The organism is Mycobacterium sp. NPDC003323 (genome assembly GCF_053589535.1).
In genome coordinates this window covers 381,373-405,345 of sequence record NZ_JBSFSB010000001.1, presented here as the reverse complement: position 1 = coordinate 405,345, position 23,973 = coordinate 381,373, and the positions used below count along the sequence as shown (strand labels likewise).

Here is a 23,973-nt window from a genome sequence, read left to right as displayed (position 1 = left end):
CAAGCACCACAGCGCCCGCAACCGTGCAGGTTGCGGGCGCTGTAGACCCCTCGGGATCAAGCGGTCGCTCGGGTCACTCCTCGTGGGTCGGCTGGTCGCTGTTGTGCAGATACCACAGGCCATCGTCATGCTGGAGGCAATACCAGTACTGGTAGAAATTGTCCTCGCCCACGTTATCGAGGTGCATGTCCGGGCCGTCAGATATGCACGCGCCCTTGGTCGGCCAGCTCCATGGGATTCCCGTCGCGCCGTCGTAGACGATGATGTCGTCGGCCGCAGCAACACCCGCGGTACCCAGCATCAGACCAGCGGCGGTCGCCAACCCCACGATCAGCGTTCTCATTGTCCCTGCCTTCCCGACAGCCGAACTCGCCTCCGGACGGATGACCAGAGGTGTACGCAGCACCGTATCCGAGCCATTCACAGCGAGCTTTCAGAAAATGTCGAGGCTTTCGAGAAACGAAATGCCGCTACCCGGACGACATCCGTGAGATCCGGTACAGCTTGATGTGTGCGGGCCGGGGGATCTGACCGAGAACAAGGCACGCGAATACCCGGTTCCAAGAGGTGAAAAACGAAGCAGGCCAGGGAGTAGTACTTTCCCTGGCCTGCTTCGACTCGCCTAGAACAGCGTCACAACATGCAGCTGACGCAACCCTCCACCTCGGTGCCCTCCAGCGCCATCTGCCGCAACCGGATGTAGTACAGCGTCTTGATCCCCTTGCGCCAGGCGTAGATCTGCGCCTTGTTCACATCGCGGGTGTTGGCGGTGTCCTTGAAGAACAGCGTCAGGCTCAACCCCTGATCCACGTGCTGGGTCGCCGCGGCGTAGGTGTCGATGATCTTTTCGTACCCGATCTCATACGCGTCCTGGTAGTACTCCAGGTTGTCGTTGGTCAGGTACGGCGCCGGGTAGTAGACGCGACCGATCTTGCCTTCCTTGCGGATCTCGATCTTCGATGCCACCGGGTGGATCGAGGACGTCGAGTGGTTGATGTAGCTGATCGAGCCCGTCGGCGGCACGGCCTGCAGGTTCTGGTTGTAGATGCCGTGCGTCTGTACGGATTCCTTGAGCCGCTTCCAGTCGTCCTGGTTCGGGATGCGGATTCCGGCATCGGCGAACAGCTTTCGCACCTTGTCGGTGGCCGGCTCCCACACCTGCTCGGTGTACTTGTCGAAGAACTCGCCCGACTTGTATTTGGACTTCTCGAAGCCACCGAACGCGGTACCCCGTTCGATCGCAATGCGATTCGACGCCCGCAGCGCGTGGTAGAGCACCGTGTAGAAGTAGATGTTGGTGAAGTCCACACCCTCTTGCGAGCCGTAGTGGATCCGCTCGCGGGCCAGGTATCCGTGCAGGTTCATCTGCCCCAGACCGATGGCGTGGGACTCGTTGTTGCCCTGCTCGATCGAGGGCACCGACCAGATGTGGGTCTGATCGCTCACCGCGGTCAGAGCCCGGATCGCGACCTCGATGGTCTGGGCGAAGTCCGGCGAGTCCATCGCCTTGGCGATGTTCAGCGAGCCCAGGTTGCAGGAGATGTCCTTACCCACCTTGGCGTAGGACAGATCGTCGTTGAACTCCGAGGGCGTGGAGACCTGCAGGATCTCCGAGCACAGGTTGGAGTGGGTGATCTTGCCCTCGATCGGGTTGGCCCGGTTCACCGTGTCCTCGTACATGATGTACGGGTAGCCCGACTCGAACTGCAGCTCGGCAAGCGTCTGGAAGAACTCGCGCGCCTTGATCTTGGTCTTGCGGATCCGCGCGTCGTCGACCATCTCGTAGTACTTCTCGGTGACCGAGATGTCGGCGAACGGCACACCGTAGACGCGCTCGACGTCGTACGGCGAGAACAGGTACATGTCCTCGTTCTTCTTGGCCAGCTCGAAGGTGATGTCGGGGATCACCACACCCAGGCTCAGGGTCTTGATGCGGATCTTCTCGTCGGCGTTCTCCCGCTTGGTGTCCAGGAAGCGGTAGATGTCGGGATGATGCGCGTGCAGATACACCGCGCCGGCACCCTGACGCGCGCCGAGCTGGTTGGCGTAGGAGAAGGAATCCTCCAGCAGCTTCATGATCGGGATGACACCCGAGGACTGGTTCTCGATGTTCTTGATGGGTGCGCCGTGCTCGCGGATGTTGGTCAGCAGCAAGGCAACTCCACCGCCACGCTTGGACAGCTGCAGGGCCGAGTTGATGGAGCGCCCGATGGACTCCATGTTGTCCTCGATGCGCAGCAGGAAGCAGGACACCGGCTCGCCGCGCTGCTTCTTGCCCGAGTTCAGGAACGTCGGGGTGGCGGGCTGGAAGCGGCCGTCGATGATCTCGTCGACCAGCTGCTCGGCCAGCGTGGTGTCACCGGCGGCCAGCGTCAGCGCCACCATCACGACGCGATCCTCGAAACGCTCCAGGTAGCGCTTCCCGTCGAAGGTCTTCAGCGTGTAGGAGGTGTAGTACTTGAACGCGCCGAGGAAGGTCGGGAACCGGAACTTCTTGGCATACGCCCGGTCCAGCAGCGTCTTGACGAAGTTGCGGCTGTACTGATCGAGCACCTCACGCTCGTAGTACTCCTTCTCGATCAGGTAATCGAGCTTCTCGTCCTGGCTGTGGAAGAACACCGTGTTCTGATTGACGTGCTGCAGGAAGTACTCGCGGGCGGCCTGCACATCCTTGTCGAACTGGATCTTGCCGTCGGCGTCGTACAGGTTGAGCATCGCGTTGAGCGCGTGATAGTCCGTCTCCCCCGGAAGCGCGTGCGCGCCGGTGGTTACAGGTTCTGCAGCTGTGACGGTTGGTGGCACGTCTGGTCCTTCCAGAAGTCTGCGAGGCCGGCGCGGACGGCGAAGACGTCGTCCGTCGTTCCCATGAGTTCGAATCGGTAGAGGAATGGGACGCCGCACTTGCGGGAGATGACGACCCCCGCATAGCCGAATTCGGCGCCGAAGTTGGTGTTGCCCGCGGCGATGACGCCGCGGATCAACGACCGGTTGTGTTCGTTGTTGAGGAAGGCGATCACCTGCTTGGGAACGTAGCCCCCGCGATCAGGATCAGGACCGTTGGCGTGCCCGCCACCATAGGTGGGGAGCACGAGCACATAGGGCTCGTCGACCTCGATCCGTTCCCTGAGCGGGATGCGGATCGCAGGCAGTTCGAGCTTCTGCACGAACCGATGGGTGTTCTCCGACACGCTGGAGAAGTAGACGAGGCTGCTCATTGTCTGCTCCTCTCGGTCGGTCCTCGGATGGTCTAGGCGGTGACGGCGGATGCTCCGGCCAGGGCCTTGATGCGGTCCGGACGGAACCCGGACCAGTGCTCGTTGCCGGCGACGACGACGGGCGCCTGCAGATAGCCCAGCGCCATGACGTAGTCACGGGCCTCGGCGTCCAGGCTGATGTCGACGACCTCGTACGCGATGCCGGCCTTGTCCAGCGCCTTGTAGGTGGCATTGCACTGCACGCAGGCGGGCTTGGTGTACACGGTGACGGACATTGACACTCCTAGACTCCTGTGTGGCGGGCAACTGCTCGGGTAACGCATTTCACTTCAGTTCAGCGGTCCGCGAGGCCCGGAAATTCCGGTGTTCGGGGCGTGATCTCCGGTGACCGACACCGGGTGGATCAGGCTCCGCCGGGCTCCTCGGGCGTTGGGGCCTCGCGGTCCGTCAGACACTACACCTAGTGTCCGACAAACCGAAGAGATACAAGATGTTCTGAACAACATTCGTGAAATTCCCAGGTCGTAAGCATCTGAGCGTGTCGGCTTCCGGCGTGTCGCACGTCACATTCGAGCGCGTGTCGCACTCTAATCGGCGGGTCCGACAACCGGCGCCTGCGCGGTTCGCCGGCCGGACCATCCGAGCAAAGCCGTCGGCATCCGGCGCGGGGGGCCTCACGTCATCCGCGCCGCGACCGCCGCGTGTCCTTCGAAGCCACCCGAGCCGGCCGCCTCCCGATAGCGCGCGGCAAAGCTGCGGTACCCGTCGGCATCGCCCGCGGCACCGGCCGCCAGGGCCCGCAACCGTAACAGCGTCACGTCCTGCAGGACGAATCCGCGCGCGGCGGCCAACCGGTCGATCGCGGCCCGGGCCGCTGCCAGGTCGCCGTGCCGGTTGCGCTTCAGCAGTGCTTCGACCAGGACCGCGGTCGCCGGTCCGCGCCACACCACCGAGCCGAGGTCGAAAAGGGCGTCCACCACCGCATCGGCCAGGACCGCGGCACCGTCGTAGTCACCGCACAACCAGCGCCGGCGGGCGAACTGGATATCGGCGATGTGCACGATCGAGGCGTTACCGCAGCCGCGCAGCGCGGCCTCCCGGGCGGTGTGCAGGTGGCCGAAGCCGACCTCGCGCTCGGCACCTTTGCGCGCAACCAACACGATGCCGCGGGCCAGATGCGCATGCACCACCGTGAAATCGTCACCGGATCGCTGCGCCACGGCCAGCGATTCGGCCGTGTCCCGCAGCGCCGCGGCACTGGCGCACAACGCGCCGAGTCCGATCTGGGCGTACTTGTGCAGGACGGCCACGGTGTTGATCAGCGGGTCGAGCGCACGGGCGGTGTCGATGGCACGGTCCAGATCGTCCTTCCAACCGGGTTGTCCCAGGCACATACCCGCCACGCCGCGCATCGCGTAGGCCAACGTCAGGGGCGACCCGACGAACGGACTACCGACCGACACCAAGACGGGATCCATCTCGATGACCCGCTGCGCCAACCTGAACACCTCGCGCACCTCACCGGTCTCCCATTTCGCGGCCAGCACCCCGAAGGACACCCCGACTGTCAGTGCCTTGTCATCGATGCGTTCCAGCAGATCCAGCAGTTCGGTCGCCCGCACCGACGCCTCGCGGGGGCGGTCGTGGAATGTCAGCGCCATCACATAACCGGCCATCCCCATCGCCAGCGACCGCCGATCCCGGTGTTCGGCGCACAGTCGGCGCAGATCGTCGAAGGCGGTCTGCGCCTCGGCCAGCCCCGCCCGCCAGGCACTGCCGCACAGCGCCGTGCGCGCCTCGATGAGAGCGGCCGGCCGGTCGGGTTCGTCGGCATCGAGTCGTTCGGCCAGTTCGGCCGCCCGGCGCCAGCTCGCTCGGGCTGCGTCGTTGTCGCGCATGGCCAGCCATGTCCCCGAGCGCATGTGCCAGCAGATGGCCGATCGCAGATCACCGGCGCCTTCGAGATGCGTGGCGATCAACGCGGCGTTCTCGTCGGGCGTACCGGGGCCGTCCCGTTCGATGGCCGTGGCCAGCGATCGGTGCAGCCGGGCGCGATCCGAGCGCAGTTGGGATTCGTAGGCGACAGTCCGGATCAGCGGATGCCGAAACGCGAAGACGTCGGTGCGCTCCGGTACCGGTTCGATCATCTCCGCCGACAGCAACTCGTCGAGGCACACCTGATCGACCAGACCCGCCAGGCGGTCCCTGGCGAACCTGCTGCCGATCACCGCGGCGGCGTTGAGCGCATCCTTGGCCGTCTCCCCGAGCCGGTCGATGCGCGCGCCGATGGTTGCCTGCAACGTGGCCGGTACGCCGGTCACCGTGGCATCGGCGCCGGCGACGTAGCAGCCCGTCGATCCTTGCAACACACCACGTTCGGCGAGGTCCCGCACGATCTCCTCGGCGAAGAACGGGTTGCCGGCAGCCCGGTCGGCGATCGCGCCGGCCACCGTGGCGACCGACGGGTCCGGACCGAGCAGGTAGGCGATCAGCGCGGCGGAGTACGAATCATCCAGCGGGCGAAGCGGTATGGCCGACGCAGCCGCGATCTCGGCCAGCGCACCCCGGTATTCCGGTCGGTAGGTGATCACGGCCAACGATCGCGTACCGCGCAGCTTCGTCAGGAACTCGGTGATGGTCGACTCGCTGGCCTCGTCGATCCAGTGCGCATCCTCGATGACATAGAGAGCCGGTGCCGCATCCGCGCGGGACGCCGTGGTCAGCAGAGCGCTCAAGCGGCGCCGCCGGGCATCGGGATCGATGGCGGGTGCGCGCACGTCCGGTTCACCGATACCCAACAGATCGTCGAGCAGCTGCAGGTCGGCCGGGTCCGCATCGGACAGACGCAGCCGGACCCGGTGGCGTGCGGCCGGCCCGCGCACACTGCCCACCCCGGTCAGGCTGCGGAACAACCGCGCCGCCGCATGAAACGGGACGTCGCGGGCGTGCGCCTCGCAGAAGGTTGCCGCCACACCGAGACCGCGTGCCTCACCGAGCCGCACCGTCTCGGCCACCAGCCGGCTCTTTCCGATACCGGGCGGCCCGATGACACCGATGACTTTGCCGCCGCCCTGCTGTGCCGCGTCCAGGTGCGCGCGCAGCATCTGCATCTCCGCATCGCGACCGACCAGACGCGATGGGCTGCCCCGAGTGCGCGTGGCCGAGATGGACCGCAACCGGCGGGCCGACACCGGCACGTCGCTGTTCTTGATCCGCACGCTCTCGGGGGCACCGACTTCGGCGATCCCCTCCACCAGACGCGCAGTGGACCCGCTGAGCATCACCCCGCCCGGCGGTGCGGCCGCCTCCATCCGTTGCGCCAGCCCGACGTGCGCACCGATGGTGGTGTAACTGCCCGGCCCGGATCCGAGCTCACCGGCGATCACCTGACCCGAGTTCAACCCGACGCGCAGCTGCAGGCCGGTACCGTCACGCCTGCGCATGTCGGCGGCCAGCACCGCCGCCTCGGCCTGCAGATCCAGCGCGGTCAGGCAGGCGCGCAAGGCGTGATCTTCCAACGCGACCGGTGCGCCGAACACCGCCATGATGCCGTCGCCGGTGAAGTCCACCGACCCGCCGTAGCGCCGCACGATATCGCGGGATCGCCGGTACAACTCGCTCATGACCTCGCGCAGGCGTTCGGTGCCCAACACCGAGGCCAGGTCCATCGAGCGCACCACATCGGCGAACACCACGGTCACCTGTTTGAACTCCGGGTGATGCGGCGCAGGTGCCAGCGCGGCACCGCAGGCGTCGCAGAACCGGGCCCGGGCCCGAGGTTCGGTGCCGCACTCCGCGCAGGCCGGGCTCATCGTCGACGTCCAGATCGCCTAGAAACGGCGACGCGGATACCCGCTCTGTGGCCATCGTTGCACGTCAACGCTCCACGCTCAGGAGTCGAGCCGGTGCCTCGACTCTGCTGGCGAGTCTATGCCGCGACGCTGACGGCCGCGCCATTTTTGCCGGCCGAGCCGACGCGGCTCAGCCGATCTCGGCCACCAGCTTGCCGACGACATCGCGCACCGCAGCCACCGTCTCGGCATGCTCGCGCGGGTGCTCGTCGCCGAGCGTCTTCGACGGGATCGACAGCGTGAGATCCTCGACCGCCCGCGGTCCGGCGATGCCCAGCGACTTGCGCGCCTCGTCATGCGCCCACACCCCGCCGTACTGGCCCAGCGCGGTACCGACCACGGCGAACGGCTTGTCCTTGAGCGCGCTGTTGCCCCAGGGGCGAGACAACCAGTCGATGGCGTTCTTGAGCACCCCGGGGATGGACCCGTTGTACTCCGGGGTGACCACCAGTGCGGCATCGGCCGCGCCCGCCGCCTCCCGCAACGCGCGCACCGGCTCGGCGACATCCTCGTTGTCGATGTCCTCGTTGTAGAACGGCAGTTCGCCCAGGCGATCGAATACCCGCAGCGTCACACCTTCGGGCGCGGTTTCGACGGCCAGTTCGGCCAGTTGCCGGTTGATGGAGGCCGCCCGCAAGCTTCCGATGAGCACCAGCACGTTCGTCCCGTTGTCGGACATCATCCACGTTCCCTTTCGTCGTCACTCGATCCTGACACAGCATAACCGGACCGCGGTCCGAATAATTCCGGCTGAGTTAAAGTGCAGGTGTGAGCGCCCCCGAACCGCTGAGCGTGCTCCCGCCCTCGTCCGCAGTCCCGGGCGAGCGCGGCGACGCCGCGCGCAACCGCGCGCTGCTACTCGACGCCGCCCGCCGCCTGATCGCCGACCGCGGCGCGGACGCCGTCTCGATGGACGATGTCGCCACCGCTGCCGGTGTCGGCAAGGGCACCCTGTTCCGCCGTTTCGGCAGCCGCTCGGGCCTGATGATCGTGCTGCTCGACGAGGACGAGATCGCCGAGCAGCAGGCCTTCATGTTCGGCCCTCCCCCACTCGGCCCGGGCGCACCGCCGCTGGACCGTCTGCTGGCCTACGGTCGCAGCCGACTGCGGTTCGTCCACAGCCACCGCGCCCTGCTCTCCGATGCCGCACGCGACGCGCATACCCGGTTCAACGCACCGGCAACCCTGCATCGGGCCCATGTCCGTATGCTGCTCGAAACAGCAGGAACGACAGGCGATCTCGACGCCCAGGCCGATGCACTGCTCGCCCTGCTGGACGCCGACCGGGTGGCCCACGAACTCATCGACCGGCACAAGACGCTCGAAGAACTCGACATCGCGTGGGAGAGCGTGGCCCGCAAGCTCTGCGGCACGTGAGCGCGTGGATCCTGCACGTGGACCTGGACCAGTTCCTGGCCTCGGTCGAACTGGGCCGCCACCCCGAATTGAAGGGGCTGCCGGTCATCGTCGGCGGCAGCGGCGATCCGAACGAACCACGCAAGGTGGTGACCTGTGCGTCGTACGAGGCACGCGAGTTCGGTGTGCACGCCGGCATGCCACTGCGCACCGCGGCCCGCAAATGCCCCGAGGCCACCTTCCTGCCCTCGGACCCCGCCGCCTATGACGCCGCCTCCGAACGGGTGATGGGCCTGCTGCGCGATCTCGGCCATCCGCTGGAGGTATGGGGCTGGGACGAGGCGTATCTCGGTGCCGATGTCGCCGATCCGCTCGCACTGGCCGAGCGGATCCGGACCGTCATCGCCGCCGAGACCGGCCTGGCCTGCTCGGTCGGGATCAGCGACAACAAGCAGCGCGCGAAGGTGGCCACCGGCTTCGGCAAACCCGACGGTGTCTTCGCGCTCACCGCCCAGAACTGGATGACCCTCATGGGTGACCGCCCGGTCGACGCCCTGTGGGGTGTGGGCCCCAAGACCGCCAAGAAGCTTGCCGCACTGGGCATCATGACGGTGGCCGATCTGGCCGCGACCGACGCGTCCACGTTGACGGCCGCCTTCGGACCCAGCACCGGATTACAGCTGCTGCTGTTGGCCAAGGGCGGTGGCGACACCGAGGTCAGTTCCCAGGAATGGGTGCCGCGCTCACGCAGCCACGTCATCACCTTCGCCCAAGACCTCACCGACCGCACCGAAATGGACCGCGCCATCACCGAACTGGCCGCGCGCACCCTTGCCGAGATCAGCGCCGACGGCCGGACCGTCACCCGGGTGGCCGTGACGGTGCGCACCAGCACCTTCTACACCCGCACCAAGATCCGCAAACTGCCCATGCCCGGAAACGATCTCGAGGTGATCACCGACGTGGCCCTGACCCTGCTCGAGGAATTCGAGGTAACCCGACCGGTCCGACTGCTCGGCGTCCGGCTGGAATTGGAGATGCCGTGCTGAGCACCATCGCGGTGCGCGGCTACCGGTCGCTGCGCGAGGTCATCATGCCGCTGGACCGGTTGACCGTCGTCACGGGTGCCAACGGCAGCGGAAAGTCCTCGCTGTACCGGGCTTTGATGCTGCTGTCGGACTGCGGCCGCGGCGAGGTCATCGGTTCACTGGCTCGCGAAGGCGGTCTGCAGTCGGCATTGTGGGCCGGCCCCGAACAGACCGCGGGGGCGCGACGTAGCGGCGCAGTCGAGGGCACCCTGCGGACCCGTCCGGTCTCGCTCGAACTCGGCTTCGCCTCGGTGCCCACGGATCTCGGCTCGGCCGCGGGAGACTTCGGCTACCTGGTGGACCTGGGGCTACCGCAGTACGCGGGGCCCGGTTCCATGTTCGCCCGCGACCCGGAGATCAAACGCGAGGTCGTATTCGCCGGCCCACGGTTGCGCCCGTCGGCCGCCCTGGTGCGCCGCAACGCCGAATACGCCGACGTGGCAGACGAATCCGGGACCGGGTTCACCGAGCTGACCAGGGCGCTGCCGGCCTATCGCAGTGTGCTCGCCGAGTATGCCGGTGCATTGGCCGAACTCGATGCCGTGCGGGACCGGCTGCGCGACTGGCGGTTCTACGACGGCTTCCGCGTCGATGCCGGGGCACCGGCACGCCAACCCCGGGTGGGCACCCGCACCCCGGTGCTGGCCGATGACGGCGCTGACCTCGCGGCCGCCCTGCAGACCATCATCGAGATCGGTCACGACGATCTCGCCCGGGCCATCTCCGATGCCTTCGACGGCGCAACAATCTCGGTCGTCGACAACGACGGGCTGTTCGAGCTACAACTGCGCCAGCAGGGCATGCTGCGGCCGTTGCGGGCCGCCGAGCTGTCCGACGGCACCCTGCGCTTCCTGCTGTGGGCGGCGGCGCTATTGAGTCCCCGGCCCCCGTCGCTGATGGTGCTCAACGAGCCGGAGACGTCCCTGCATCCGGACCTGATACCCGCGCTGTCGGCGATGATCCGCCGTGCCGCGGCCGCCACCCAGGTCGTGGTGGTCACCCATTCGGCGGCCATGCGGGCGCATCTGACCGCCGCCGACGCACTCACCGTCGAACTGGTCAAGCAGTGGGGTGAGACCTGTATCGAAGGTCAGACCATGCTCACCGCCCCGCCGTGGGACTGGGGCAAGCGCTGACGCGCCGGGCACCCGATGCACCGGTGTCGGCGGATACCAGCGCATAACATCGGTGCACATGACCGAGCGACCGGGCGATCCGAACGACTACCCGCACGACGAACCGACGCTGTACTCCGATTACAGCGAGCCGGCCGATCCATATCAGCCGGTCGAAGAACCCCAGCCCTGGTATCAGAAGCCGGCTGCGCTGGTGGGCCTCGGCGCGGTCACCGCGATCGTGCTGGCACTGGCCGGTTACGGCATCTTCAGCGCGGTGTCCTCCGACGACTCGGACGGCGCACCGGTGACCACCACGACGTCGACGACCACCACCACAACGGAGGAATCCGTGGCACCGGGCGCGCCCGTGGCTCCCACCACGGTCACCGAGACGGTGCCGCCGTCGACCACGACCACGACCACCACCACGGCACCGACGACCACCACCACGAGCACCACGACCACGACGACGACGACCACCACGACGGTGCCGCCCAGTACGGTCACCGAGACACAGACCGAGACGCAGACCGTGACCGACTTCGCACCGCCGCCGGGCGGCGAACTGTCCCCGCCCTGATGAACGCCCCGGGTCAGTACACGTCGCGCACGTAGCGCTTCTCGCGCTTGAGCGAGTTCACGTACTCGGTGGCGGCATCGGCGGCCATCCCGCCGTGCGCTGCAACGAGTTGGTGCAATGCCTTGTCGACGTCCTTGGCCATCCGCGTGGCATCGCCACAGACGTAGAAGTGCCCGCCGTCCTCAAGCCAGGCGAACACCTCGGCACCATGCTCCAACATCCTGGTCTGGACGTAGATCTTCTCGGATTGGTCACGCGAGAAGGCCAGATCCAGTCGGGTCAGCAGGCCATTTTCCTGCCAGTCCAGCAATTCGGACTGGTAGGCGAAATCGTGTTCACGGTGCTGATCGCCGAAGAACAACCAGTTGCGCCCGCCGGCTCCACGCTGCTCACGCTCCTGCAGGAACGCCCGGAACGGTGCCACACCGGTTCCCGGGCCCACCATGATCATCGGCGCGGCATCATCGGTCGGGACACGGAACGACTTGTTGGGCTGCAGGAAGATCTTGGCGGTGCCGCCGCGGTCGGCCAGGAAGGTCGAGCAGACGCCGCCGCGGGTGCGGCCGTTGCTCTGGTAGCGCACCGCCGCGACCGTCAGATGGATGCGATCCGGATGTGCCAGCGCGCTCGAGGAGATCGAATAGGCCCGGTGCTGAAGCGGTTTCAGCAGGCCGATGAACTCGTCGAGGCTCAGCAGATCACCGGCGATGCGCAGGACGTCCAGGATGTCCTTGCCGTACAACCAGCGTTCCAGGGTTTCCTTGACCCCGCCGCGCAGCACGTGGGACAACTCCTCGTTGTCGGCACGCTTCTCCACCTCGCCCAGCAGATCCTTCGACGGCGCGCTGATCTCGTAGCGTCTGGCCAGCAGCTCGCCCAGCGGCCGGTCGTCGACCAGCGTGTCGGGTGAGACGCGGAAATGCTCGGCGATGGCCTCGACGAGCACCGGATCGTTCTCCGGGATGACCGCCAGCGCATCGCCGGCCTCGTACTCGATACCGCTGTCGGCCAAGGCGAATTCGACGTGGCGGATCTCCTTGTCCGAACCGGGCCCGGACAGCAGCCGGTTCACCGCCACCTCGGCGACGAACGGGTTCTTGCGGGTCCAGCCGGACCGGGCGACCGCGCTCGGCGGCGGCGTGCTCGGGGTTCCGCTGGCACCGGATGTCGGCACCAGCGCGGTCAGGGCACCCTGGATCCACTCCGCGGCATGCGCCTCGTACTCGACATCGCAATCGGTGCGCGGGACCACCCGGGTGGCGCCCAATTGCTCCAGCCGGATATCGAACAGCTTGCCGGCCTGACAGAACTCGTCGTAGCTGGTGTCACCGAGGGCCAGCACGCCGTAGGACACACCCTCCAGCCGCGGAGCGGTGGTGCCCGACAACGCTTCCCAGAACAGTTCGGCGTTGTCGGGCATCTCGCCCTCGCCGTAGGTCGACGTCACGATCAGCACATACTTCAGACCCGCGAACTCGTCGAGTTCGATCTCGTCGAGGCCGCTGACCTTGACGTCGAAGCCCTGCAATTTGGCCGCCGCGGCCGCGTCATTGGCCACGCCCTCGGCATTACCGGTCTGGGTGCCGTACAGGATCCGCAGCGCGGGTCGCGATGCGGGAGCGTCGGCGACGGCCGCCGGGGGCGGCGCCACGTTCATGGCCAGTCGCGAGTGCAGACCGGCCAGGAAACCGGACAGCCAGGCGCGCTGATCCTCGTTGAACGGGGCGTCCTGGGGAATGTAGGCGATCTTCACGAGGCACTCTCCAAAGTGGTCAGCGAGGCCACCACGTCCGGCACGGACTGGGCGGCGAACAATTCCTCGAACGAGGGCAGCCGGCCGATCCGCTCGACGTTCTTGGCGCTCTGGAACAGGATCCAGCCGTAGGTGCCCGGACTGTCCATCGACAGCACATTGCGCTGGGACAGCGCGTCCTTGTAGTCGGTGATGCGCTTGTTGGCGATCAAGACCGCGAGGTCCTCGTCGCTGAATCCGTCGATCGCCTCGCGGGCGTAGCGCTGCAACTTCTGGATCAGGAAGAAGTCCTCGGTGAGCACCAGGTTGCGCACGGTCTTGCCGATCGCCGGGTCGCTCACATCGGTCACACCCGGCAGCCGGGTCAGGGCCAGCTGCTGCGCCATGTTGAGCACCGTGTAGGTGTTCAGCAGCGCGTACATCTCCTCGGTGTCGGTGTCCCCGTAGCCGGGCACCGCACCGTCGAGCACCGACTCACCGGCGCGGTAGGACCGCTTGAACTTGGCCACCTGATAGCCCGACAGCGCCGAGGCGAGCTCGTCGAGCAGTTCCTTGCGGGTCTTGGCGGCCAGGATCGCATCGGCGTCCTGGTACTGCAGCAGCGCACGCGGCATCGCATACTTCACGTGCTCGCGCGTGGTCTCCCAATCGGCAAGCAGCGCAGTGGCCTTCGCCGATCCGGTGGCCTCGACGTGCCAGCCCAGCAGCGTCTTGGCGGCGACCTCGTGGAACGGCGCCTCGGTCAGCGGGGCGATCAGCACCGAGTCCGCGCTCACCTTCGCAGCCAGCGCACCGTCGGGGTCGTACTGGTACAGGAAGCCGCCGCTCATACCGTTGGCGACGCCCTTGCCGAACCCGCCGATGTTGAACACCGCACCGTTGGTCATGTACTCGCACAGGAATTCGCCGACACCCTCGACCACCGCGGTGGCGCCGGAATTGCGCACCGCGAACCGGTCGCCGGCCTCACCGGCGACGAACAGCCGCCCACCCGAGGCGCCGAACAACGCGAAGTTGCCGATCAGCACGTTGCCGCCGGGCAGATCCGATCCGCCGCCGGGTGAGCGGACCGCGATGGTGCCGCCGCACTGGCTCTTGCCGACACCGTCGTTGCAGGTGCCGGTGTGGGTCATGGTCATACCGTCGTTGCAGAAGGCGCCGTAGCTCTGGCCGGCCGAACCGTCGGTGGTGATCAGCACGCTGTCGGGCGTGAGGAACCGGCGGCCGCGTTCGTCGACGGTGACCGCCTGGCCCTGCGCCCCTTCGTGATTGAGCATCCGCTCGATATCGATGGCCAGTTGGCCGCCGACGCTCTTGTTGCCATTGGTCAGCGTCACCGGCGCCATCGACACCCCGGCCAGGTTCAGCTGGGCCAGGAACGCGTCATCGACGGCGTAATCCTTCTCCATGTAGATCGGGTCATCCGGGACGAATCCCTCGGCGACGGTCAGCATCGCCTTGAGGTCCAGCCGGCCGATGCTGGACGGGTGGTCCAGCAGGTGCAGCAGGTCGCTGCGACCGCGCGCGTGCCGCAGCGACGGCAGGCCGAGCATCGCCAGGATCTCGCGGACCTCGTGCGAGATGTTGAGCAGGTACTGCGCCAGCGCGCGCGGATCGCCCTCGAAGGCCTCGGAATTGGTGGTCAGACCGGCCGGGCACTTGATGTTGCAGTTCTTGGCCATCACGCACTTGAGCATCATCAGTGCGGTGGTGCCGAACTCGTAGCTGTCGGCGCCCAGCAGTGCGGACTTCACCACATCGCTGGCGGTCTGGTGCGCCCCGGAGGCGCGCAGCACGACCTTCTGCCGGATACCGTTGGCCACCAGTGCCTGATGGACCTCGGCCACGCCGATCTCGGCGGACCGGCCGGCATATTTGAGGCTGGTGACGGCGGCCGCACCGGTGCCGCCGGTGTTGCCGGCGACGTTGATGACATCCGCACCCGCCTTGGCCACACCCGCGGCGATGATGCCGATACCTTCCGAGCTGACCAGCTTGACGATCACCCGGACCCGGGCGGCCTTGCAGTCGTGGATCAGCTGGGCCAGGTCCTCGATCGAATAGGTGTCGTGGTGCGGCGGCGGGGACACCAGCTCGACGCCGGGCGTACCTCCGCGGGCGGCGGCGATCTGCACCGTCACCTTGGGCGCCGGGAGCTGGCCGCCCTCACCGGGTTTGGCACCCTGGCCGATCTTGATCTCCAATTCACGCAGCATCGGATCGGCCAGATATCCGGCCCATACCCCGAACCGGCCGGAGGCGAACTGCTTGATCCGCGAGCCGCGGATGGTGCCGTAGCGGGTGATGTGCTCGCCACCCTCACCGCAGTTGGACAGCCCGCCGACCATGTTGGTGCCGTGCGCGACGGCCTCGTGTGCCGACGCCACCAACGCGCCGTGGCTCATGGCCCCGGACGCCAGCGTGGCGGCGATCTCGTCGGCGGCTTGCACCGAGGACAGCGGGATCGAATCCGGGGCGGTGTGCACCTTGGACAGGTACTGCAGCGCCTCACCGGCGGCGCGCAGCCACAACCGGTCTTCGACGATGTCGTAGTCGACGATCTCGCTACCGAAGCGCTGCCGCAGCGATTCGGCCAGTTCGGTCAGCCGGCCCGCGGAATGGGCCAGCTTGAGGGTGAACTCGTCACCGACACGCGAGATGGTCAGCCCGCGCACCAGGTAACCGTTGTTACCCCACAGCGCGAACTGTCCCATCTCGGAACGGAACTCCTCGGCGGTGCGCAGAAAGTTCACGTCGGCCGGGAAGGCCAGCACATCACGCAGCGCCGCGGGGCGCCGGGCCCGCTCGGTGTTCATCGCCATCACGAAATTGCGGTAACCCGGGGTGATGTCGAAGCTGTTGATCGCCCGCGGCGACATCTGTTCGAAGCTGTTGTTGCGGTAGGCCTCGTCGTCCAGACCGAACGCACCCTCCAGCTGATGCAGCGGCAACCGGCGCAGATACAGCGGGTCGGCCATGTCGGGGTTCTCCGGGCGGGCCTCGTCACCGAAGGAGATGGCCTCCTCGGTCATGTCGACGAAACCGCGCACCGCCGTGGTGCCGTAGGAGTGGCCCGCACCCTCGGCGCGTTCCTTGAACAGCCCGAGCAGCGGGACGTCCTTCTCACCGGTGACCGCCAGTGCGCGGCCATGCCACTGCGCCGCGGTCTCGGCCAGGGTCGAGAACCCGACGCCGCCCACCGGCGAGACGACATTGGGGAAATAGCGCCGCAGCACCGGCTCGGCGGTATCCAGGTAGCTCGGCTCGAAGAACTCGCCGCCGATATAGCTCTCGGCGGTGCACAGACCGACGCGGCCCATCGTCTTCATCAACGACTTCTCGGCGGCCTTGGCGAAGTGTTTGAACGCCGCGGCAACATGCTGCTCGTCGGGCCCGAACTTCTCCTCGGCGCGCATCTGGACACCCAGCGGGTACACCGCCGACGCACCGAAGCCCAGCGCGGTCGCGACATGATGCGATGAGCAGATCTGTCCGCTCTCGGCGATCACCGAGACCCGCAACCGCAGTCCCTCCTCGATGAGGCGCTGGTTGATCGCGGAGATCACGATGATGAGCGGTATTGCCGCCAAACCACTTTCGACGTGCCGGTCGGAGATGACGGCGATACCGCCGGTCTCCCTGGCGAACTCCTCGACCTCGTCACAGACCTTGTCGATACCCCGCACCAACGCCTCGGCATTGGCGGCTGCATCCTGCAGATCGATCCGGTAGAACATGCCGAAACGCTCGACCGGGGTGTGCTTCTGGTCGCGGATCCTGAGCATCTCCAGGTGCGTCAGGATCGGCGTCGGCACCACGATCTGCGGCGCGGGCTTGCCACCGCTGTTGGGTTTGGCGCCCAGGGCCACCCGCAGCGTCATCCCGTCGGCCTCGCGGATGCTGTCCAGCGGCGGGTTGGTCACCTGGGCGAAACGCTGGGTGAAGTACCGCGCGATACCGCCCTCGTGATTGGACAACGCGTTGATGGCCGCGCCGTAGCCCATCGCCGAGATCTTTTCCTGACCCGTGGTGAGCATCGGATCCATCAGGAATTTGAAGCTCTCCTGGTTCAGCGAGTAGGCCACATACCGCTGATGCCGCGTCAGGTCACCGTTGTAGCGCGCGGGCGAGAGCTGCCCCTCGGGCGCAACGGCGGGCAGATCGGCCAGGTTGACCCTGGCCTCGCCCAGCATGCGCTCGTAATCATGTTTGGCGGCAAGCTTTTCCAGCGCCTCGACGGTGCTGTACGAGCGGTGCTCACGGTGGTCGTAGTACAGCATGCCGCCGGCCTCGATGCGCCCGCGCTTGATGACCTCGCCGGGCGGGAAGTACACCTGGCCGGCCTCGGACATCACACCGAGGTACTCGGCGGTCTCCACGGTCCGCAGGGGGCGCAGCCCCAGCCGGTCCAGCCGGGCGCCGATATAGGTGCCGTCACCGAAGATCAGGGCGGCCGGACCGTCGTTCTTCTCCTCGTAGAGGCTGAAGAACTCCAGCATGGCCCGCACCTGCGGGGACAGCGTGTCGTCGTTCTCCCAGGCCGGTGGCATCATCGCGACAACCGCGGTGATCAGGTCCAGATCGTCTTCGAGCACCCGACTCTGCAGCGTCTGGTCCAGCCGGCAGCTGTCGGACTGCCCCACCGGGCGTACGATCGCCCGGTTGCGGGCCCGCGCGACGGCGTTGTCGGACAGCCGGTTCTTCTTGTCGGTGTTCAGCTCACCGTTGTGCGCCATCAACCGGAACGGTTGCGCCATGGTGGCATTGGGCACCGTGTTGGTGGAGAAGCGGGTGTGGAAGAACATCGAGTGCACTTCCATCCGCGGGTCGGACAGGTCCCGGAAATACGGGACGACCTCGTTCGAGTTCAGCCGGCCCTTGAGCACCTGGGTGCGGGCGCTGACCGACAGCGGGTACAGGCCCAGCAAGGTCGGTTCGGTGTAGGCGACGGCCTCGATGGCCATCAGGGCGTCGTGGATGCGGCGGTCGAACGCGTCGCCGGCACCGTAGGTGAACACCCATTGGCGGATCGGCAGCTGGTACTTGACGGCGGCCGGTCGGATGGCCGTGTCGTCCACGGGCACATCGCGTTTGACGACGATGTCGAAGCCCTGGGCGCGCAGTGCGCCTTCGATGACGGCCTCGGCCTCGGCGTGGAACGCGGCATCGTTGGGCAGGAAGAAGTTGCCTACCCCGAATTGGCCGAGTTCCAGATCGGCACGCCCGGTCACCTCACGGAAGAAGCGCACCGACAGGTCCAGGTTGACCCCCGCGCCGTCGCCGACGCCCTCGGAGGACATGCCACCGCGGTGCGGCACCGCGCACAGCGCCTCGTGCAACTTGCGGATGACCTCGTGGGTCTGGCGGCCGTCCTTGCGCGTCAGGAACCCGACGCCACAGCTGCTCTTTTCCAGATCCGGATCAAAAAGTCGCGACAACCGGTGATCTCCTCAACGTCGAACCGTCCCAGCGCACCGCGTGGGCCTCTCGACGTTGAGCCGTCCCGCACGAGAGCCTGTCATCGCCAGGCTCCGGCGCGCGCAAATGTCTTAGCCTAACCTAAAACCCCTGGTAGCCGCCGTGGCCCGGGGTGTGATATTTCCAACGCGAAAGTTCAGCGGGCGGCGCGCTGCTTGGGCCGCAACGCCCGGGTGAACAGCACGTTGACCCGGCGCATCGCCACGCTGTAGGGCCACCAGGCGACGCGTTTGAAGGTGTACAACGCTCGGATGTCGGTCGAGGTGTAGATCAGGAAGCGGTTGCGCCGCACGCCGGCCAGGATCTTCTCGGCCGCGCGTTCCGGGGAGATGGCGTGCCCGGCGAACCGGTCCACCCACTTGGCCACCCGGGGATCTTCGCGGTCCACCCCGGCGATCTGCACCGTCTGCACCAGACCCGTCTTCACCGCGCCGGGCACGACGACCGACACGCCGATGCGGTGCCGGGCCAGGTCGAACCGCAACACCTCGCTCAGGCCGCGCAGCCCGTACTTGCTCGCGCTGTAGGCGGCGTGCCAGGGCAGCGCGACGATGCCCGCCGCCGAGGACACGTTGACCAGGTGACCGCCGCGGCCGGCCGCGACCATCGGCGGCACGAACGTCTCGATGACGTGGATGGGTCCCATCAGGTTGACGTCGATCATCGACTTCCAGTGCTCGTGGGTCAGCGTGGACACGGTGCCCCACGCGGAGATCCCGGCGATGTTCATGACGATGTCGAGCGCACCGTGCGCGGTGTGCACGTCGGTGGCGAAGGCCGAGACCGCCTCGAAGTCGGTGATATCAAAAGCACGGTAGGCCCGGACAACTGCGCCCAGCGCCTGGGCGTCGGCGACCGTGGTGGCCAGACCCTCGGCATCGCGATCGGTGAGGAAGAGTTCGGAGCCCTGGGCGGCCAGGTCCAGGGCGAGCGCACGGCCGATACCGCTGGCCGCACCGGTGAGCAGAACCCGTTTTCCGGCGAAGCCGTCAGCGGTAGCCATGGTCCAACACTACCCAGGCGCCGCCCCTGCCGCGTCACTCCTCCCAGGAGGCCGCGCTTCCCCACAGGGCGTTGAGCCAGAGGCGTTCGAGCACCTCGACCGCGCGGGCCGGATCGGTGCCCCGGCCGACGAAGGCGGTGTCGTGCGACAGCGTCCACGCGCTGGTCGCCGTCAGCATCCGGACCAGGGCCGGGATGTCGTCGGAGATCGGCCGGGTGCCCTTGGCCACCTCGTCCTCGACGACGGCGACGATCTTGGCGATGACGGCGTCCTCGAAGTCGTTCATGATGTCGCTGATCTGGGCGTCGCTACTGCGCGCCGACGTGCAGGCGACCATGATCGGGTCGTTGGTGATGAACACCGCCGCGGCGCTGCCGACCATCCGCTTGGCGAAGGCGGCCGGCGATTCGCCGGGATCGCGCGGCGCGAAGTTGTGGGTCAGCTGATCGAGTTCGGCCAGGGCGTCCTTCACGATGAAGGCCAGCACGTCGTACTTGGAATCGAAGTAGAAGTAGAAGCCCGACCGGGCGACCCCGGCGCGTTCGCTGATCATGCTGACCGACAGGTCAGCGAAGGGCTTGGTGCCCAGCAGTTCACGAACGGCGTTGACGATCGCATCGCGCTGCCGGTCACCGCGTGTACGTCGAGTCTCGGACTCGGTATCCGGTGAGGCGCTCATGGCATTAAACCTTGGCACCGCGCCACGCGAGAACAAAACTTGACATGCGTCAAGTGTGACAGACAGGATGAGTTTGCAGAGTGATATCCACCACAGTCCGCCGGCATTCTTCGCAGCGTTCCAGGCAGGAGCTTCTCGATGGCGACCATCAGCACCCCGTCCTATCTGCTCGATCAGGCCAGACGCCGATTCACTCCGACCGTCAACACCATTCCCGGGATGGGGTTGCTGGAACAGCGATTGCTCGAGCACCAGTGGAAACAGAAGACCCTGGCCGAGCCGCCGGCAAACAGCGGCCTCAGGCCCATCCTCGGCGACTCGGGCCTGCCACTGGTCGGCCACATCGTCGAGATGTTCCGCGAGGGCGCTGACTACCCGCTGCACCTGTACAACACCCGCGGACCCATCACCTACGCCGATTCACCGATCCTGAGTTCGATCGTCGCCCTCGGCCCGGACGCCACGCAGACGATCTTCTCCAACCGCAACAAGGACTACTCGCAGAAGGGCTGGCATCCGGTCATCGGTCCGTTCTTCAACCGCGGCCTGATGATGCTCGACTTCGAGGAACACATGTTCCACCGCCGCATCATGCAGGAGGCCTTCACCCGGACCCGGTTGACGAACTACGTCGAGCACATCGACCACGTCGCCACCGCCGTCGTCGCCGACTGGCCCACCAACGACGCCCGCTTCCTGTTCCACCCGGCCATGAAGGAACTCACGCTGGACATCGCCTCGGTGGTGTTCATGGGCCACGAGCACGCGGGTGACGACCGCGAACTGGTCACCAAGGTCAACGACGCCTTCGCCACCACCACCCGCTCGGGCGGGGCGATCCTGCGCTTTGCCGTGCCACCGTTCAAGTGGTGGCAGGGGTTGCGGGCCCGCAAGGTCTTGGAGGACTACTTCGAGGCGCGCATCGAAGAGCGGCGCGACTCCGGCGGCACCGACATGCTCACGGTGCTGTGCCATGCCTGCGACGAGGACGGCAACTCGTTCTCCGACGCCGACATCGTCAACCACATGATCTTCTTGATGATGGCCGCCCACGACACCTCGACGTCGACGGCGACCACCATCGCCTACCACCTGGCCGCACATCCGCAATGGCAGGACCGCTGCCGCGAGGAGTCCGACCGACTCGGCGACGGGCCGCTCGACATCGAGGCACTCGACAAGTTGGAGACCCTCGACCTGGTCATGAACGAGTGCCTGCGGCTGGTGACCCCGCTGCCGTTCAACATGCGCCAGACCGTGCGCGACACCGATCTGCTCGGGTACTACGTGCCGGCCGGCACCAACGTGGTGACCTGGCCGGGGATGAACCACCGGCTGCCCGAACTGTGGACCGATCCGGAGAAATTCGACCCGGACCGCTTCGCCGAACCGCGCAGTGAGCACAAACGCCACCGCTACGCCTTCGCCCCGTTCGGCGGCGGCGCGCACAAGTGCATCGGCATGGTGTTCGGGCAGTTGGAGGTCAAGACGATCGTGCACCGGATGCTGCGCAGGTACCGACTTGAGCTCGTCAAGCCGGGCTACAAACCGCGCTGGGACAACGGCGGCATGCCGGTGCCGATGGACGGCATGCCGATCGTGCTGCGCCCGATCCGTTGACGGCTCGTTCGGCGGCACAGCCGAATTCGTTTGCCAACCCAAACTTGACAGGCGTCAAGTTAGCCGTAGAAGATGGGCGCAGGAGTGACATCGACCACAGGTCTTGTCTGCACGAAGGAGTTCCGTCAATGGCGACCACCATCAGCACGCCGGCTTATCTGCTGGATCAGGCCAAGCGAAAGTTCACCCCGACGCTGAACAACATGCCCGGGATGGGCGCGGTCGAACAGCGGCTGCGCCAGCACGACTTCAAGCAGTTCGTGCTGGCCGAGCCGCCTGCCGGCAGTGGGCTCAAGCCGGTGCTGGGTGACTCGGGCCTACCGATCCTGGGTCACATGATCGAGACCTTCCGGGCCGGCCCCGAGTATCTGCTGGAGGTCTACAAGAAGTTCGGCCCCGTGCACTACGCCTACTCCCCCGCGCTGCCCAGCGTCGCCGCACTCGGCCCGGACGCCACCCAGGCCGTGTTCTCCAACCGCAACAAGGACTTCTCGCAGAAGGGCTGGGATCCGGTCATCGGCCCGTTCTTCAACCGCGGCCTGATGATGCTCGACTTCGACGAGCACATGTTCCACCGCCGGATCATGCAGGAGGCGTTCACGCGTAGCCGGCTGACCGGTTACGTCGAGCACATCGACCGGGTGGCGTCGGCCGTCATCGCCGGCGACTGGGTCGAGAACGATGCCCGCTTCCTGTTCTATCCGGCGGTCAAGGAGCTGACGCTCGACATCGCCTCGGTGGTGTTCATGGGCCACGAGCCCGGCACCGACAAGGAACTGGTCACCAAGGTCAACGACGCCTTCACCATGACCACCCGGGCCGGCGGCGCCATCATCCGCACCGGTGTGCCGCCGTTCAAGTGGTGGCGCGGTCTGCAGGCCCGCAAGGTGCTCGACCAGTACTTCGAGGAGCGGGTCAAGGAGAAGCGCAACTCCGACGGCACGGACATGCTGACGGTGTTGTGCCACACCGCCGACGAGGACGGCAACACCTTCACCGATCAGGACATCACCAACCACATGATTTTCCTGATGATGGCCGCCCACGACACCTCGACCTCGACGCTGACGACGATGGCGTATCACCTGGCGGCCAACCCGGAATGGCAGGAGCGCTGCCGCGAGGAGTCCGAGCGCATCGGCGACGGCCCGCTAGACATCGAGGCCCTCGACAAGCTGGAGACCTATGACCTGGTGATCAACGAGGCGCTGCGCCTGGTCACCCCGCTGCCGTTCAACGTGCGCTCCACGGTGCGCGACACCGATCTGCTGGGCCACTTCATCCCGGCCGGCACCAACGTCGTGACGTGGCCGTCGATCAACCACCACCTGCCCGAGCTGTGGACCGATCCGGAGAAGTTCGACCCGGCCCGCTTCGCCGAGCCGCGCAACGAGCACAAGCGGCACCGCTACGCCTTCGCCCCGTTCGGCGGCGGCGCCCACAAGTGCATCGGCATGGTCTTCGGCCAGCTGGAGATCAAGACCGTCATGCACCGCCTGCTGCGCAAGTACCGCCTTGAGCCGCCGTACCCGGGCTACCAGGCCAAGCTGGATTACGCCGGTATGCCGGTGCCGATGGACGGCATGCCGGTCATCCTGCGCCCGCTGCACTGACCTCCGCGAGCAGACGCAAACTGCCCACTTTCGGCGTGAAAGTGGGCAGTTTTGCGTCTGCTCGCCGGGAGGTGCCCCCAGCTCGCCGGGAAAAGTGTCAGGCCGCCAGCCGGTTGGCACAGGCGATGACGGCCCGCAGCGCCGACTGGTTCGGGCATTCCGACCAGCCGATCGCCCACTCGGTGTGCACACCGTCGGTGCCGCGGATGAACGTCGCGGTCTGCCCGCCGGCCCGCAGCTGGTGAAAGTTCAGCATTTCCAACGCGATTCCGTGTTCGTACAGCATCGCGGTCAGCGCGGCCAGCGGGCCAGCTGCGGTGACCGAGGACACCGCGATGCGTCCGCCGATGGTGATGGTGGCCCGATACGTGGTGCCGCGCCGCGCGCCGATGATGTGCGGACCGCGCCCGTCCTGATCCCAGTGGTCCAGGCTCACCGGTCCGTTCGCGGAACCGAAGGTCGCCGCGACGTCATCCCAGGACATCCCGGCGGCCTGGTCCCGCAGGCCGCGGGGCAGCGGCGCGTCGAAGAAGTCCGCGAAACGGTTGTTCGCGATGTCGGTGGTGATGTGGGAGTTCATGTGCCGGTCTTCTCTGCTCAAAGGGAGCGACCGACGGGT

Annotated in this window: 17 protein-coding genes; 6 read left to right on the top strand and 11 right to left on the bottom strand. The window is 66.7% G+C overall.

Going from position 1 to position 23,973, the window contains the following annotated elements; translation table 11 throughout:
• Positions 1–73 precede the first annotated feature (73 nt).
• The 6 genes from ACWDUN_RS01630 to ACWDUN_RS01605 all read right to left on the bottom strand — a co-directional run bounded on the left by ACWDUN_RS01630 (position 74) and on the right by ACWDUN_RS01605 (position 7,745).
• On the bottom strand, positions 74–343 hold the full coding sequence (locus ACWDUN_RS01630) for a hypothetical protein (protein ID WP_449923685.1): 270 nt from the start codon (positions 341–343) through the stop codon (positions 74–76).
• 290 nt (positions 344–633) lie between these two features.
• A complete protein-coding gene (gene nrdE / locus ACWDUN_RS01625) occupies positions 634–2,802 on the bottom strand; it encodes a class 1b ribonucleoside-diphosphate reductase subunit alpha (RefSeq protein WP_449923682.1) in 2,169 nt (722 codons plus the stop codon).
• Positions 2,769–3,215 carry a class Ib ribonucleoside-diphosphate reductase assembly flavoprotein NrdI gene (gene nrdI, locus ACWDUN_RS01620; RefSeq protein WP_449923680.1) on the bottom strand — a complete coding sequence of 149 codons (447 nt, stop codon included), beginning with the start codon at positions 3,213–3,215 and terminating at the stop codon, positions 2,769–2,771. Before nrdI ends, nrdE begins: the two co-directional genes overlap by 34 nt.
• Positions 3,216–3,247: 32 nt before the next feature.
• Positions 3,248–3,490 (bottom strand): redoxin NrdH, encoded by a 243-nt coding sequence (locus ACWDUN_RS01615; RefSeq protein WP_449923677.1) that lies wholly within the window; start codon positions 3,488–3,490, stop codon positions 3,248–3,250.
• Between the two features lie 399 nt (positions 3,491–3,889).
• Positions 3,890–7,027 carry an ATP-binding protein gene (locus tag ACWDUN_RS01610; RefSeq protein WP_449923675.1) on the bottom strand — a complete coding sequence of 1,046 codons (3,138 nt, stop codon included), beginning with the start codon at positions 7,025–7,027 and terminating at the stop codon, positions 3,890–3,892.
• Between the two features lie 169 nt (positions 7,028–7,196).
• Positions 7,197–7,745: an NADPH-dependent FMN reductase gene (locus tag ACWDUN_RS01605; RefSeq protein ID WP_449923674.1), complete on the bottom strand. Its 549-nt coding sequence runs from the start codon at positions 7,743–7,745 to the stop codon at positions 7,197–7,199.
• Positions 7,746–7,834: 89 nt separating this feature from the next.
• On the opposite strand from ACWDUN_RS01605, the gene ACWDUN_RS01600 reads away from it, so the two are divergent.
• Genes ACWDUN_RS01600 through ACWDUN_RS01585 form a run of 4 tightly spaced genes read left to right on the top strand, consistent with a single transcriptional unit; the run spans position 7,835 to position 11,208 of the window.
• The gene (locus tag ACWDUN_RS01600) at positions 7,835–8,443 is read left to right on the top strand and encodes a helix-turn-helix domain-containing protein (RefSeq protein WP_449923671.1); all 609 of its coding nucleotides are present in this window, start codon (positions 7,835–7,837) and stop codon (positions 8,441–8,443) included.
• Positions 8,440–9,471, top strand: coding sequence for a DNA polymerase IV (locus ACWDUN_RS01595; protein ID WP_449923668.1), 1,032 nt, complete (start codon positions 8,440–8,442; stop codon positions 9,469–9,471). Before ACWDUN_RS01600 ends, ACWDUN_RS01595 begins: the two co-directional genes overlap by 4 nt.
• Positions 9,465–10,646, top strand: a complete 1,182-nt coding sequence (locus ACWDUN_RS01590; protein ID WP_449923665.1) for an AAA family ATPase — start codon at positions 9,465–9,467, stop codon at positions 10,644–10,646. Before ACWDUN_RS01595 ends, ACWDUN_RS01590 begins: the two co-directional genes overlap by 7 nt.
• Positions 10,647–10,704: 58 nt before the next feature.
• A complete protein-coding gene (locus tag ACWDUN_RS01585; RefSeq protein ID WP_449923662.1) occupies positions 10,705–11,208 on the top strand; it encodes a hypothetical protein in 504 nt (167 codons plus the stop codon).
• A gap of 13 nt (positions 11,209–11,221) precedes the next feature.
• On the opposite strand, the gene ACWDUN_RS01580 is transcribed toward ACWDUN_RS01585, so the two are convergent.
• From ACWDUN_RS01580 to ACWDUN_RS01565, 4 genes are all read right to left on the bottom strand, one after another.
• On the bottom strand, positions 11,222–12,961 hold the full coding sequence (locus ACWDUN_RS01580) for a sulfite reductase subunit alpha (protein WP_449923659.1): 1,740 nt from the start codon (positions 12,959–12,961) through the stop codon (positions 11,222–11,224).
• Positions 12,958–18,399 carry a glutamate synthase-related protein gene (locus ACWDUN_RS01575; RefSeq protein WP_449923656.1) on the bottom strand — a complete coding sequence of 1,814 codons (5,442 nt, stop codon included), beginning with the start codon at positions 18,397–18,399 and terminating at the stop codon, positions 12,958–12,960. The genes ACWDUN_RS01580 and ACWDUN_RS01575 overlap by 4 nt, the downstream gene beginning before the upstream one ends.
• Before the next feature lie 176 nt (positions 18,400–18,575).
• Positions 18,576–19,442 carry an SDR family oxidoreductase gene (locus ACWDUN_RS01570; protein ID WP_449923653.1) on the bottom strand — a complete coding sequence of 289 codons (867 nt, stop codon included), beginning with the start codon at positions 19,440–19,442 and terminating at the stop codon, positions 18,576–18,578.
• A 34-nt stretch (positions 19,443–19,476) separates the two neighbouring features.
• A complete protein-coding gene (locus ACWDUN_RS01565) occupies positions 19,477–20,121 on the bottom strand; it encodes a TetR/AcrR family transcriptional regulator (RefSeq protein WP_449923650.1) in 645 nt (214 codons plus the stop codon).
• A gap of 138 nt (positions 20,122–20,259) precedes the next feature.
• Between ACWDUN_RS01565 and ACWDUN_RS01560 the strand changes: the two genes are divergently transcribed.
• Positions 20,260–21,741 (top strand): cytochrome P450, encoded by a 1,482-nt coding sequence (locus ACWDUN_RS01560; RefSeq protein WP_449923647.1) that lies wholly within the window; start codon positions 20,260–20,262, stop codon positions 21,739–21,741.
• 128 nt (positions 21,742–21,869) lie between these two features.
• Positions 21,870–23,354, top strand: a complete 1,485-nt coding sequence (locus tag ACWDUN_RS01555; protein ID WP_449923645.1) for a cytochrome P450 — start codon at positions 21,870–21,872, stop codon at positions 23,352–23,354.
• 97 nt (positions 23,355–23,451) lie between these two features.
• On the opposite strand, the gene ACWDUN_RS01550 is transcribed toward ACWDUN_RS01555, so the two are convergent.
• Positions 23,452–23,934 (bottom strand): homocitrate synthase, encoded by a 483-nt coding sequence (locus tag ACWDUN_RS01550; RefSeq protein ID WP_449923642.1) that lies wholly within the window; start codon positions 23,932–23,934, stop codon positions 23,452–23,454.
• Positions 23,935–23,973: the final 39 nt, after the last annotated feature.